The sequence below is a fragment of the Plantactinospora sp. KLBMP9567 genome (assembly GCF_033446045.1).
Lineage (GTDB): Bacteria > Actinomycetota > Actinomycetes > Mycobacteriales > Micromonosporaceae > Plantactinospora.
In genome coordinates this window covers 21,811-36,159 of the sequence record NZ_JAWQRR010000046.1, presented here as the reverse complement: position 1 = coordinate 36,159, position 14,349 = coordinate 21,811, and the positions used below count along the sequence as shown (strand labels likewise).

The 14,349-nt window shown below is 74.9% G+C and carries 7 protein-coding genes; 4 read left to right on the top strand and 3 right to left on the bottom strand.

Annotation, left to right across the window (positions count from 1 at the left end):
• Window positions 1-52 precede the first annotated feature (52 nt).
• Window positions 53-271, bottom strand: coding sequence for a hypothetical protein (locus R6Y94_RS34815; RefSeq protein WP_318400634.1), 219 nt, complete (start codon window positions 269-271; stop codon window positions 53-55).
• A gap of 121 nt (window positions 272-392) precedes the next feature.
• Here R6Y94_RS34815 and R6Y94_RS34810 point away from each other — a divergent pair, with 121 nt between their 5' ends.
• Window positions 393-602 (top strand): hypothetical protein, encoded by a 210-nt coding sequence (locus R6Y94_RS34810; protein WP_318400633.1) that lies wholly within the window; start codon window positions 393-395, stop codon window positions 600-602.
• A 129-nt stretch (window positions 603-731) separates the two neighbouring features.
• On the opposite strand, the gene R6Y94_RS34805 is transcribed toward R6Y94_RS34810, so the two are convergent.
• Both R6Y94_RS34805 and R6Y94_RS34800 read right to left on the bottom strand, forming a co-directional pair.
• Window positions 732-1,247 (bottom strand): nucleoside-diphosphate kinase, encoded by a 516-nt coding sequence (locus tag R6Y94_RS34805; RefSeq protein WP_318400631.1) that lies wholly within the window; start codon window positions 1,245-1,247, stop codon window positions 732-734.
• A 120-nt stretch (window positions 1,248-1,367) separates the two neighbouring features.
• Entirely contained in the window at window positions 1,368-2,612 is a 1,245-nt protein-coding gene (locus R6Y94_RS34800) for a DUF418 domain-containing protein (RefSeq protein ID WP_318400629.1), read from the bottom strand.
• A 162-nt stretch (window positions 2,613-2,774) separates the two neighbouring features.
• Between R6Y94_RS34800 and R6Y94_RS34795 the strand changes: the two genes are divergently transcribed.
• The 3 genes from R6Y94_RS34795 (at window position 2,775) to R6Y94_RS34785 (ending at window position 14,343) form a co-directional block, all read left to right on the top strand.
• Window positions 2,775-3,440, top strand: a complete 666-nt coding sequence (locus R6Y94_RS34795) for a TetR/AcrR family transcriptional regulator (RefSeq protein ID WP_318400627.1) — start codon at window positions 2,775-2,777, stop codon at window positions 3,438-3,440.
• Between the two features lie 287 nt (window positions 3,441-3,727).
• On the top strand, window positions 3,728-8,869 hold the full coding sequence (locus tag R6Y94_RS34790; protein WP_318400625.1) for a non-ribosomal peptide synthetase: 5,142 nt from the start codon (window positions 3,728-3,730) through the stop codon (window positions 8,867-8,869).
• On the top strand, window positions 8,866-14,343 hold the full coding sequence (locus R6Y94_RS34785; protein ID WP_318400623.1) for a non-ribosomal peptide synthetase: 5,478 nt from the start codon (window positions 8,866-8,868) through the stop codon (window positions 14,341-14,343). Before R6Y94_RS34790 ends, R6Y94_RS34785 begins: the two co-directional genes overlap by 4 nt.
• Window positions 14,344-14,349: the final 6 nt, after the last annotated feature.

Genomic DNA, 14,349 nt, shown 5'->3' with positions numbered 1-14,349 from the left:
ACCCTCCGCCGGGCCGCCCCGGGGGCGCGTAGCTCGTCGGGGGCGGTGACGATCAGAGTTCTGATCTGTCGTTGGGTGTCGGCGCGCCGGTCGGCGGCGCTGCGCCGGGCGATTCGCAGGTTACGTAGGGCTTCGACCCGGCCGTCGCGTTGCTTGGGGTGCCGGTCCGTTCGCCGGCCAGGGCTGCCTTGGCTGCGGCGATGGCGTCGATCGGGTCGGACTTGCCCTGGAACCGGCGGGTCTTGCGGTCTGGGCGGTCGACCTCGATCACGTTGACGTTCTCGTCGTGTAGCCGGCGGTCCCCTCGACCCCGATGCCTAGCAGCTGGCCGAAGCCGCGCATCCAGGCCGGCAGGGCGGTGTATCCGGCCGTCGTGGCGGGGAAACTGCCGGATGCCCAACACCCGGCCGACGAGGTCGATCACGGCGGCGGTGTGGGTGTCCTGGTGGGTGTCGACGCCACCGGCGATGTCGAACGCGGCGGTGTCGGGCGTACTGGAGGGCATCGTCGTCCTGTCGTTCGTGACCGCGGGGCAGGGCGGCACGCACCAGCCGGGCAACGCGGACAAGACAGAGATGGCGCCTCTGGCCAGGCTCCTATGAAGTCACAACGCCGGTCCGATGCGTGCACGAGCACCTCCCGACCGAGACCGACAAATCCGGTTCAGGACCCGACGTCAGTCAGAAGATGGGTCAGACCCCGGCGGGAGGTGCTCAGAAACATCATCTCTGTCAGAAGACGTACCGCTCGGCGAGGCCCGGGTAGTCGAACTGCTCGTCGGCGCCGAACCAGAGCTCGGACTCGTACTTCGCCTCGTCGACGTTGCCGGAGGCGTGCACCAGGTTGGCGATGGCCTTGCCGGTCGCCTCGGCGTACGCCTTCGACATGTGCGCGAAGTCGCCCCGGATGGTGCCCGGCGCCGCCTGCCCCGGGAAGGTCGGGCCGATCATGCGGCGGACGTTCGCCACCGCCTCGACCCCCTCCAGCAGCAGCGCCACCACCGGTCCCTGCTGCATGTAGGTGGCGGTGGCGTCGTAGACGTCCTTGCCGAACCGCTCCTCCAGATCGAAGTAGTGCCGGCGGGTGAAGTCCGCGTCCATCTGCTTCATCTTGATGCCGACGATCTTCAGGCCGGCGTCCTCGAAGCGCTGCACCAGGCGTCCGGTCAGCCCCCGCGCGACCGCGTCGGGCTTGAGCAGGACAAGAGTACGTTCTATGGCCGCCACCGGGGCCCCTTCCTCGATCATCCGGTCGGGCCTCCACGAGCTGGACGCCCGGGAGCCCGACACCTGGGGCATCGAGCGCCCGCTCCAGTGACAGGCCGCTGAGATCACGATAGTAGTCGGCCCGGTTCGCCCAACTCTGCGCTACCGTCCGGTCGCCGGCCCGGTCTGGCCGGCGGCGGCCAGCGGGGTGTGCCGGTAACTGAGCCGGCGGAGCAGCACCTCGGCCGGGCCGCGCCACCCCGCCCGGCGCATCAGCTCGGCGAGCAGCACGGTGCCGAGCCAGACGCCGAGGGCCACCGCCGAGGCACCGGCGTCACCGAGCCGCCCGCCGAGCCCGCCGGTCCAGGGCGAGAAGAGCGCCACGAACGCCACCGACTGGAGCAGGTAGCAGGTGAGCGAGCGCTGCCCGCAGGCGGCGAGCGCGGTGACCACCGGGCCGGGGGTACCGCGGCGGCCCGGTGCGGTGCCGAGCCGGTGCGCGACCAGGCCGGCCAGCGCGGCGTAGCCGAGGCCGGCGCCGATGCCGGTCAGGCTGTGCAGGACGTACGCCGGCACGGCGCTGGCGGCGCTCCAGCCCGTCCAGATCCGCGCGTCGATCAGCGCCAGCGGGGTACCGCCGAGCACCGCGAGTCCGATCCCGCCCAGCGCGACCCGGGCCAGCAGTCGCCGGTGCCGGCCGGGCTCGTCGAGCAGCCGGCGCCGGGCGGCCCAGATACCGAGCAGCATCGGGGTGACCACGTCCAGCGCCAGCATCGGGGCGAGTACCGCCCAGGTCCCGACCCGGGGGCCGAGCGCGGCGAGCGGGGAGTCGTAACCGGTTGGCAGCGGTGTCGAACCGTTCTCGATGATCCCGAGCGGCGGCACGACGGAGACCGCGACGAAGACCAGTGTCCAGAGCCCGGCGACGCAGAGCAGAGTACGGTCCCGGGCCCGGAGCATGCCGACCAGCACCAGCCCGAGCAGTCCGTAGGTGGCGAGGATGTCGCCGAAGAAGAGCAGCAGCGCGTGTACGAAGCCGAACACGATCAGCCAGCGGCTGCGTCGGCGGAGCAGGCCGCGTACCTCCGGCCAGTCGGCGCCGGACGCGGCGCGCCGGTCGGCCAGCCGGACCATGCCATAGCCGAAGAGCGCGGCGAACATCGGCAGCGCCCGGCCGTCCACCAGCAGCACCTGGAGCCCGGCGACCACCCGATCGAGGGTGCCGCCGTCGGTGCGGTAGCCCCGGAACAGGGTCTGGTGGCCGTAGAGGTACATGTGGGCGTGGGCCAGCGCGATGAGCAGCAGCATCGCCCCCCGGGCGAGGTCGGGGGCGAGGGATCGGACGGCCGGCGGCCCGGATGTCCGGGGTAGGGCGGCGAGGTCGGTGGGGCCGGAGTGGCTGGACATGGTTCCCCCGTTGGTCCAGGAATGTGGGCAGGGCAGGTCGCGACGGGCCGGGATCGGCCGGCGGACGGCAGAATCGCCGGGTCGACTGCGACGATTAGCTACGGATGTGTATCTAACCCGCGATAAATAAGATACGCAAGCGTTTCTTACTGGAGAGGCAGCATGCGCGAGAAGGAAGCCGGCCCGGAGCCGGAGCGGCGTACCCGGCGGCGCGGCGACGAGCTGGTCCGGGCCATCCACGCCGCGGTGCTCCGCCAGGTGGCCGAGGTCGGCGTCGGCGGGCTCACCATGGAGGGCATCGCCAAGGAGGCCGCCACCGCCAAGACCTCGCTGTACCGGCGCTGGTCCTCTCCGCGCGAACTGCTGCTCGACGCGCTGCACGAGGCGCACCCGCAGGAGGTGCCGTCCCCCGGCGCGGACGACCTGCGCGGCGACCTGATCCGGGCACTGCGCCAACTCGTCGCCTGGATGACCACCCCGGCCGCCACCGCCGTGGTGGCGATCGTCATGGAGCGACACCGCCACCCGGACCTGGTGGCGGCGTTGTACACCCGGGTCTTCGACGCCCGGGGCGGCACCTTCACCAGCACCGTCCTGCGGCACTACGCCACCCGGGGCGAGGTCGATCCCGCGCTGCTCACCCCGGTGGTGATGGACATCGGCGAGGCGCTGGTGCTCAAGTACAGCACCGACAACGACCACCTGCCGGGCGACGAGGTGCTCGCGGCCATCGTGGACCAGGCGATCCTGCCCGCCGTCGGCATCGGCCCGGCCGACCACCGGACCGCGGCCCGGGTCCGCACGACGGCAGACGGCGGGCCACTGTAGACGCCGAGGCAATGGTGCACCGGACAGGGCGAACGCAGGTCGAGCAGGTCGGCGGCGGTCGCGTTGAGGCCGCGCATGGGCCCAATAGCCGAATGAATGGCGATAACCCGTCTCCAGTACGGCAACACCGCAGTTTCCCGCTTTGCTGCCGGTTGCCCAGCGTTGTCGCACGGTCACTCGGGGGTGGTCCGGTTGTGTAAAGATCGGCCGGCGTGGCCACCGCCACGGCGAGGCATCCGTCACCGCCGCACACGTGAACCGTTGCTGGCGAACGAAAGGGGACGCCGTTGTCGCTCCGGGCCGAGCAGGCACCCGCCGGACTCATCCACGAGGCGTTCGAAGCACAGGTCGGGCGATCGCCCACGGCGACCGCCCTCGTCGTGGACCGGGATCGGTTCAGTTACACCGATCTCGACATCCGCGCCGAGCGGGTCGCCTCGGCGTTGCGCGCCCGGGGTGTCGGCCGGGGCGACCTGGTCGGCGTCTGCCTGCCCCGAACCGCCTGGCTGGTCCCGGCGCTGCTGGGCGTACTCAAGTCCGGCGCGGCGTACGTGCCGCTCGATCCCGGCTATCCCGCCGACCGGCTGCGGCTGATCACCGAGGACGCCCGGCTGCGCCTGGTGGTCTGCGACGGGTCGAGCACCGCCCTGGCGGCGTCGGCCGGCGTCGGCGTACTCGACGTCGCCGAGCTGCCCGCCGAGCCGGTCCGGCACCGGGTCGAGGGCGGATCCGACGACCTTGCGTACCTGCTCTACACCTCCGGCTCCACCGGGCAGCCCAAGGGAGTGCCGCTGGCCCACCGCAACACCATGGCGTTCCTGCGCTGGGCCGCCGCCGCGTACGGCCCGGACGAGTTGCGGGGCAGCCTGGCCGGCGCCTCGGTCTGCTTCGACTTCTCGGTGCTGGAGATCTTCGCGCCGCTGGTCACCGGCGGCACGGTCATCCTGGCCGAGACCGTCTTCGCCCTGCCCGACCTGCCGGCCCGGGACGAGGTGACGATGCTCTGCGGGCCGCCGTCCGCACTCTCCGTGCTGCTCGGCCGCGCGCTGCCGGCCGGGGTCCGGACCGTCACCTTCGGCGGCGAGGTGCTCACCTCGGCGCTCTGCGCCCGGGCATACGCCAACCCGGGGCTGCGCCGGGTGGTCAACATCTACGGGCCGACCGAGACCACCACCGCGGTACTCGCCGACGAGGTGCCGCCGGGCGGCGACCCCTGCCTGGGCCGGCCGATCGCCGGGGCGGTGCTGTCGATCCGGGACGACGACGGCCGCCCGGTCGCCGACGGCGAGTCCGGGGAGCTGTGGATCGCCGGCCCGGGGGTCGGCACCGGCTACCTCCGCCGGCCCGAGCTGACCGCTCAGCGCTACGTCGAGCGGGACGGCCGGCGGCACTACCGGACCGGCGACCTGATCCGGCGCCGCGACGGCCGGTACGCGTTCGTCGGCCGGCGGGACGACCAGGTGAAGGTACGCGGGTTCCGGGTCGAGCCGGGCGAGGTGCAGGCGGCGCTGGCCGGCCATCCCGACGTACGCTCCGCGGTGGTGCTGGCCCCGGTCGACCCGTACGGGACCCGCCGGCTGGTGGGCTACGTCGAGCCGTCCGCGCCGGTGACCGGGCCCGAACTGACGGCGTACCTGCGCGATCGGCTCCCCGGGTTCATGGTTCCGTCCCGGATAGCGGTGCTGGACCGGCTGCCGCTGGGGCCGACCGGCAAGGTGGACCGGACCGCTCTGCCCGAGGTCGAGTTCGCCCGCGCCGACGACGAGGCGTACGTCGCCCCGCACGGCGACACCGAGGCCGGGCTGGCCCGGTTGGTGGCCGAGCTGCTGGGGGTGTCCCGGGTCGGCCGGCACGACCGCTTCACCGAGCTGGGCGGGCACTCGCTGGCCGCCGCCCGGCTGCTGGCCCGGGTCGCCGACGAGCACGGGGTCGCGGTGCCGCTCGGCCGGTTCCTCGGCGCGCCGACCGTGGCCGCGCTGGCCCGGGAACTGGCTCCGGACCGGGCCCGGCCGGTGCCGGTCCGGGAGCACCGCGACAGGCATCCGCTCACCGACATGCAGCGGGTCTTCTGGATGCTGCGCCAGGTGACCGGCACGCCGTGGGCCTCCACCGTGGGACTCCGGTTGGCGGTCAGCGGGATCTCCGACGTGGAGCAGCTTCGCGCCGCGCTGGCCGCCCTGGTGGTCCGGCACGAGTCGCTGCGCACCCGGATCCTCGACGGCGCCGACGGCCCGTACGCCGTGGTGTCGCCGCCCGCCCCGGTGCCGGTGACCGAGCTGACGGACCGGGACGGCACCACCGGCAGAGCCGGTGCGGCGGACGATCCGTCCACGGGCGACGGGCCCACCGGTTCGGTGCCGCCGGGGCGCCGAGGCGACCCGCGCCCGGACGACGAGCGGCGCCGGCTGGCCGCCGGCTTCGCGGCCCAGCCGTTCGAGCTGGCCGGCGACGTGCCGATGATCCGGGTAGGCGTGCTCTGGACCGGGCCGGACCGGGCCGAACTGGCGCTCGCGGTCGACCACACCGGTTTCGACGGCGTGTCGATCGGTGTGCTGATGCGGGACCTGGCGGTCACCCTGGCGGCGGTCCGGGCCGGCACCGATCCCGTTGCCGCACTTCCGCCGCTGCCGGTGCAGGTCTCCGATGTGGCGGTCGCCGACGAACGGGCCCGATCAGGCGCCGGACCGGCCGTGGAAAAGTTCTGGAAATCCACACTCGACGGTGTCACCCCGCCGTACGACCTGCCGGGCAGGCCTCGACCGGGACCGAGCCGGCACGCCGGGCGCCGGGTGGTCCGGCCGATCGGCGCCGGGCTGCGGGCCGGGATCGCGGCGCTGGGCGAGCGGGACGGGTTGACCCCGTACGCGATGTGGGCCGCCGCCCTGGTCGTGCTCCTGGACGGGCTCACCGGGCGGCCGGACACCCTGCTCGGCGTCGCCGCCGCCAACCGCGACCGGCCCGGGCTGGACCGGCTGATCGGTGCGCTGATGGACGTGCTCCCGGTCCGGGTCGACTGTGCCGACGACCCCTCCTTCGCCGGCCTGGCCGCCCGGGTGGCGGCGAACACCGCGCAGGTGCTGGCGCATCGGGACGTGGCCGTCGGGGACCTGCCCCGGCTCAGCGGCGTGGTACGCCCGCTCGGTGCCGGGCTCACCCCGGTCGTGCTCTCGGTGCAACCGGAGGACCTGCCGATGGAGGTGACCGAGGACGGCGGCACGGTACGCCTGCTCGGCGAGTTGGACACCGCCGCCGCGCAGAACGAGCTGACCGTCTACGTCAACGCCGGCGCGGACGGCCCCGAACTGCACGTCGAGTACGACACCGACCGGTTCGAGGCCGCCGACGGGGAACGGATGGCGGATCGGCTGCTCCGGCTGCTCGGCGCGGCGGTCGCCGAGCCGGACCGGCCGGTCTCGACACTGCCGCTGCTCGACGACGCGGAACGGAACTGGCTGCTGCGGGTCGGCGACGGTGGCCCGGTGTCCGTGGCGACCCCGCCGACCGTACTGCCGGCGATCTTCGCGCAGGCGGCCGCCACCCCGGAGGCGGTCGCGGTGGTCGGCCCGGCGGGCACCCTCGACTACGCCGGCCTCGCCGCGCACGCCGAGCGGGTCGCCGCGCACCTGGTCGCGCTCGGTGCCGGGCCGGACGCGCCGGTCGGGGTCTGCCTGCCCCGGGACCACCTGCTGCCGGCGACGCTGCTCGGGGTACTCCGGGCCGGCGGCGCGTACCTGCCGCTGGAGCCGGACCAGCCGGTCGACCGGCTCCGGCACCAGGCCACCGAGGGCGGGGTACGACTCGTCCTGGTCACCCCGGCCACCACCGCCGTGGTCGCCGGGCTGCCCGGCGTCCGGCTGGTCGACGTGACCGCGGTACCGGCCGCCCCGGGGGTCCCGCTGCCGCCGATGCCGGCCGCCGACTCGCTGGCGTACGTGCTCTACACCTCCGGCTCGACCGGCAAGCCGAAGGGCGTGGAGGTCACTCACGGCAACCTGGCCGGCTATCTCGCGGCGATGCGCGACGATCCCGGGTACGGCCCGGCCGACGTCTTCCTGGCCGTCGCCCCGCTCTCCTTCGACCTCTCCTGTTTCGAGCTGTGGCTGGCCCTGGTGGTCGGGGCCCGGACCGTCGTGGTCGGCCGGGACACCGCCGTCGACGGTCCGGCCCTGGCCGCCCGGGTCGAGGCGACCGGGGTGACGGCGATGCTGGTCACCCCGTCGACGCTGCGGCTGATGCTGGCGGCGGGCTGGCGCGGCGGCCCGGAGGTCCGGGTGATCAGCGGCGGGGAGCCGCTGGACGCGGACCTCGCCGACGAGCTGACCAAGGCGGTCGGCCGGCTCTTCGACGGGTACGGGCCGACCGAGGCGACCGTCCTGGTGACCTGCCATCCGATCCCGCCCGGGATTGCCGGGCCGGTGCCGATCGGCGGGCCGATCCGGGGCGCCCGACTCTACGTGCTCGACCGGGCGGGCCGGCTCGCCCCACCCGGCGTGGTCGGGGAACTGTGGATCGGCGGCGCCGGGGTGGCCAGGGGCTACCGCAACCGGCCGGACCTGAGCGCGGCGGTCTTCGACACCGACCCGTACGCATCGGGCGGCCGCCGGTACCGCACCGGTGACCTGGCCCGATGGCGACCGGACGGGGTACTCGACTACCTCGGCCGGCGGGACAACCAGGTCAAGCTGCGCGGTTACCGGATCGAGCTGGAGGAGATCGAGACCGTGCTCCGGAGCCATCCGGCGGTCGCCGACGCGGCGGTGACGATCGTCGAGCCGGGCGGGCCGGACGCGTACCTCGCGGCCTACCTGGTCGGCGACGCGGGCCTCGATCCGGAGTCGGTGGCCGGGCATGCCCGCAGCCGGCTGCCCGGCTACATGGTCCCGCCGCGCTGGACCGTACTGGACCGGCTGCCGCTGACCACGGCCGGCAAGGTGGACCGGGCCGCCCTGCCGGCCCCGGCCGGACCGACCGCCCCGCCGGCACCCCCGCACACCGAGATGGAGAAGTTCGTCGCCGAACTCTGGGCCGTCGTGCTGGACCGCCCGGAGGTGGGTCGGGACGACGACTTCTTCGCCGTCGGCGGGCACTCGCTCGCGGCCACCCGGCTCACCGGCCGGCTCCGCCAGCAGCTCGGCTGCGACATCGCGGTACCGCTGCTGTTCCAGCACCCTCGGCTGGCCGACTACGCCGCCCGGGTCGAGGAGCTGGTCCTCGCCGACCTGGCCGCCCTCGACGACCTGACCGACGTCGACCCGTCGGAGCCGGTGGAGCCGACGCATCCGGTGCAGCCGGCGCATCCGATGGCGCCAGCGCATCCGGCGGAACTGGCCGGAGGTCCCGGTTCGGCGCCGCCGTCCCGGGCCGTGCCGGCACCCGCGACGCCGTCGCCGAACGGGGCCGGCCCGGTGGCCGAGGGGTGGCGGCGGTGACCGGGGTGGAGGCCCGGGCGGCCGCCGGTAGCGGCGAGGAGCTGCGGAGCCGGCTGGCGCAGCGGCTCGCCCGGGCCCGCCAGGCCGGGTCCGCGCCCGCCATCCCGCGCCGGCCCGACCCGGACGCGCCGGTGCCGCTTTCCGGCAGCCAGACCGGGATGTGGTTCGCCGCCCAGTACGAGCCGGAGAGCCCGGCCTACAACGTCCCGACCGGGTTGCGGCTGCGCGGCCCGCTCGACCCGGAGTCGCTCTGCGGGGCGGTCGTCGACCTGGTCGGCCGGCACGCGGTACTGCGCAGCGTCGTCGAGTCCTCCGGCGGTGCGCCGGTCTGCGTACCCCGGCCGGCGGGCGAACTCCGGGTCGAGGTGGTGGACCTGTCCACGCAGGAGTGCCCGGAGGCGGTCGTCCGGGACCGGTTGGCCCGGTGCGGCGCCGAGCCGTTCGCGCTGGACCGGGACCTGCCGACCCGTGCCGTGCTCTACCGGCTCGCCGACGACGACCACCTGCTCGCGCTCACCTTCCACCACATCGCGGTCGACGCCTGGTCGCTGCGCCTGATCGTCACCGACCTGGCCGCCTGCTACGCCGTACGGACCGGTGCCGCCGCGGCCGTGCCACCCGCACCGTTGCAGTACGCCGACGTGCTCGACTGGGAACGGCGACGCGCCGACCCGGCCCGGTCCGCCGCCACCCTGAACTGGTGGCGGGAGCGGCTCGCCGGGCTGCCGGCCGTACTCCCGCTGCCGGCCGACCGGCCCCGTCCGGCGGTGGCCGAGTCGGCCGGCGACCGGGTACCGGTCGAGTTGCCCGCCGAGTTCGCCGACCGGGTACGCCGGGCCGCGGCCGAGACCGGCAGCACCCCGTTCATGGTGCTGCTCGCCGCCTGGCAGGCCCTGCTGGCCCGGCTCGCCGGCACCGACGACCTCGCGGTCGGCATGATCTCGGCCGGTCGACGGCATCCGGAGACCGAGCCGGTGGTGGGGTGCTTCGTGCGTACGGTGCCGGTCCGGGCGGAGCTGTCCGGCGAGCCGACCGGACGGGAGCTGCTGGCCCGGACCCGTACGGCCGTGCTGGACGCCATCGAGCACGCCGACGTGTCGCTGGAGGAGCTGCTGACCGAGGTCCGTCCGGAGCGGGTGGCCGGCGCCCATCCGCTGTTCCAGACCCTGGTGAACGTCTACGACGACCCGCTCGGCGCGGTCCGGCTGCCCGGCCTGCGCACCGAGGCGGTGGAGCTGGACACCCCGACGGCAAAGCTCGACCTGAGCCTCAACGTCGTCGACCCGGGGCCGGGGCGCCCGCTGCCCGGCTGGCTCGGCTACCGCAGCGCGCTCTTCGACCGGAGCACGGTGCGGGCCCTGGTCGGCTGGTTCACCGCCCTGCTCGGCGGGCTGGTCGCCGACCTCGACCGGCCGGTGCCGGCAGTTCCGCTGGCACCGGTGCCGGGACCGCTGCTCACCGGGCCCGAGCCGGCCTGGACCGACGACGCGACCACCCTCACCGCGCTGGTCGAGCGGCGGATCGCGGAGCGCCCGGCGGCTCCCGCCGTGGTGGGGCCGGACGGCGTACTGAGCTACGCCGAGTTGGACCGCCGGGCGGAGCTGCTGGCCCGCCGGCTCCGGACGGCCGGGGTCGGCGCGGACGAGCCGGTGGCGGTCTGGGTCGAACGGAGTACCGACCTGGTGGTCGGGCTGCTCGGCGCGCTGCGGGCCGGTGCGGCGTACCTGCCGCTGGATCCCGGCTATCCGACGGCCCGGGTGCGGGCCATGCTGGCCGCCGTGCGCGGGCGGGTCGTGGTCACCCAGCCCGAGCTGGCGGCCAGGCTCGCCGACGATCCCGGCGGCGCCGCCGGGGCCGGGCTGCTGTCGGTGGTACTCGTCGACGGCGCCGCCGACGGTCCCGCGCCGGATTCGCCCGTGCCCCCCGGCCCAGCCCTGCCGGCGGAACCGGCCGGATCGGCGGACGGGACGGGGGCGGTGGGCACGACGGACGAGGCGGACCGGCTCGCCTACGTCATCTTCACCTCGGGCTCCACCGGCACGCCGAAGGGCGTCGCGGTGTCGCACCGGTCGATCGTGCACTACCTGAGGGCCGTACTCGACCGGCTCGGCCCGCCGGCGAGCGGCGGGGCGTCCTTCGCGCTCGTCTCCACCCCCGCCGCGGATCTCGGGCTGACCTGCCTGCTCGGCGCGCTGGTCACCGGCGGCACGCTGCACCTGGTGGACCGGGAGACCTCGCTGGACCCGGCCGCGCTCGCCGGCTACCTCGGCCGGCACCGGGTGGACGTGCTCAAGCTGGTACCCAGTCAGCTCCGCCTGCTGGACGCGCACGGCGACCTGGCCGGGGTGCTGCCCGGCCGGCTGCTGGTGCTGGCCGGCGAGGCGTGCCCGTGGGAACTGGTGGCGCGGGTCCGGGCGGCCCGGCCGGACCTCGCGGTGCAGAGCCACTACGGTCCGACCGAGACCACCGTCGCCGTGCTCGCCTGCGACCCCGACGAGGTGCCGGAGTCCCGGCGGGACGGCAACCTGCCGCTCGGCCGGCCGCTGGCCGGCGCCCGGCTGTACGTGGTGGACCGGGCCGGGCGCCCGCTGCCGGCCGGGGTACCCGGCGAGCTGGTCGTCGGCGGTCCCGGGGTGGCCCGGGGCTACCTGCACCGTCCGGAGGCGACCGCCGCGTCGTTCGTCCCCGACCCGGTGCACGGCCGCGAACGCTGCTACCGGACCGGCGACCGGGTGCGGATCCGCCCCGACGGCACGGTGGACTTCCTGGGCCGGGTCGACGACCAGGTGAAGATCCGGGGTTACCGGGTGGAGCCCGGCGAGGTGGCCGCCGCCTGCCGGGCCGTACCCGGGGTCGCCGACGCGTACGTGCTGCCGGTCGGCGAGGAGCCGCGGCGGCAGCTCGCGGCCTGGCTGGTCCGGCGCCCGGACGCGGAACTCGACGTCGCGACGGTCCGTACCGCGCTGCACGGGCAGCTCCCCGACCACCTGATCCCGACCGCGTACGTGGTGCTCGACGCGCTGCCGCTGAACCCGAACGGCAAGGTTGACCGGGCCGCGCTGCCGGCGCCGGTCGCGGCCGGGCACACCCCGTTGACCGGCGACACCCAGCACCGGATCGCCGCCGTCTGGACGGGACTGCTCGGTGCCGGGCGGGTCGGTGCCGACGACGACTTCTTCGCCCTCGGCGGCGACTCGTTCACGGCGGTCCGGGCCGCCCGGGCGATCGACCCCCGACTGCGGGTGATCGACCTGTTCACCCACCGGACGGTCGCGCTGCTGGCGCGCTATCTCGACGGGCTGGACGGCGGTGCCGAGGCGGGACTGCTGCACCGGCTCGCCGGGCCGCCGCCGGGGACCGCCACAACGCTGACCGCGGTCTGCGTCCCGTACGGCGGCGGCTCGGCGGCGGCGTTGCAGCCCTTCGCCGAGGCGCTCGCCACTGCCCACCCGGGCACCCAGGTGTACGCCGTCGAGCTGCCCGGCCACGACCCGGCCCGCCCGGACGAGCCGCTGCTCCCGCTGCCCGACCTGGTACGCCGGTGCGCCGCCGAACTCGACGCGATCCCCGGCCCGCTGCTGGTCTACGGCCACTGTGTCGGCACCGCCGCCGCACTGGCGCTGGCCCAGCGACTCGAACGGGACGGCCGGGAGGTGGTCGGGCTGGTGCTCGGGGCGAGCTTCCCGATGGCCCGGCTGCCCGGCCGGCTGTCCCGGTGGATCGGCCGGCTCTTCCCGACCGACCGGTGGTTCTCCGACCGGGCGTACCGGAACTTCCTCACCGTGATGGGCGGGCTGGAGGACGTCGCGGACACCCCGGAGGCGGCCGCCGACACCGCCACCATGCTGCGGGCGCTGCGGCACGACGCCCGGGACGCCGAGGCGTGGTTCAGCGACCGCCTCGGCGATCCGGACGCACCCCGGCTGCGTGCCCCGGTCCTCGCCGTGGTCGGCGAACGGGACCGCAGCACCGAGCTGTACGCCGAGCGGTACCGCGAGTGGGGCGCCTTCGCGGAGCGCGTCGAGCTGGCCACCATCCCCCGGGCCGGGCACTACTTCCTGAAGCACCAGGCGGCCGGACTGGGCGACCTGGTGGCCGCGCGGCTGCGCGCCTGGGGAACCGGTGAGTTGCCGGCGGCCGGCGGGGCGGAGTTGCTGGCCCGGGCGGAGACCCGGCGCAACCTGCGGGCGTTCGGGCTGCTCGCCGGTGGGCAGTTCGTCTCGATGGTGGGCAGCCAGCTCAGCGCGTTCGCGCTCGGGGTCTGGGTCTACCAGCAGACCGGCCGGCTGCTCGACTTCGCGATGATCACCATGCTGGCGTTGGTCCCGGCGGTCTTCGCCGCGCCGATCGGCGGTGCGGTCACCGACCGCTTCGACCGGCGGCGGGTGATGCTCGGCGCCGACCTGGCCGGTGCCGTCGCGATGGGCGCGCTGGCGCTGCAACTCTGGCTCGGCGAGCTGCGGATCTGGCAGGTGATGCTGGCGGTCACGGTCGGCTCGTTGGCCACGGCGGTGCAGCGGCCCGCGTACCTGGCAGCGACGGCGCAACTGGTGCCGAAGCCGTACCTGCCGCAGGCGAACGCGCTGGCCAACCTCGGCACCGGGGTCGGTACGCTGCTCGGCCCGCTCGCCGGTGGGGTGCTGATCACCGCGCTCGGCCTGCCCGGTGTGGTCGCGCTGGACGTGGCCTGCTTCCTGGTCGCGGTCGGCACGCTGCTGGTGGTCCGCTTCCCGGACCGGCTGTTCCGGCGCCGGGAGGAGACCTTCGGCCGGGCGCTCGCCGGAGGCTGGCGGTTCATCGCCCGGCGCCGCCCGATGATCGTCATGATCGTCTTCTACGTGCCGGTGAACTACCTGCTGGCGGTGGCGATGGTCCTGGTCACCCCGCTGGTGCTCGACTTCGGCTCACCGGCCACCCTGGGTCTGGTCACCGGGATCGGCGGGCTCGGTGCGGCGGTGGGCGCACTGGCCATGGTGGTCTGGGGCGGCACCCGGCGGCTGGCGGTCGGCATGGTCGGCTTCACCGTCCCGGTCGGCCTCGGCACGGTGCTGATGGGCGTACGCCCCGAGCCGGCGCTGGTCGCGGCCGGGCTGTTCCTCTACTGGGCGTCGCTGTCGATCCTGAACGCGCACTGGATCTCGATCATCCAGGTGAAGGTGGTGCAGGACCTCCAGGGAAGGGTGCTGGCGGTCAACCAGATGCTGGCCGCCGCGATGATGCCGCTGGGCTTCGTCACCGCGCCGGCGATCGCGGAACGGGTCGTCGACCCGGTGGTGCCGGGTGGCGCCGGCCGGGCCATCGCGGTGTTGCTGGTCTGCACCGGCGCGCTGCTGATGCTGTGGAGCACGGCGGGGCTGGCGTACCGGCCGCTGCGGCGGCTGGAGGACGACCTGCCGGACGGGGTCGCCGGAGCGGAGATCGACGACGACCTCGACGCGCTGCAACGGGATTTCGACGCCCGCCCGACGCGCTGACCACTC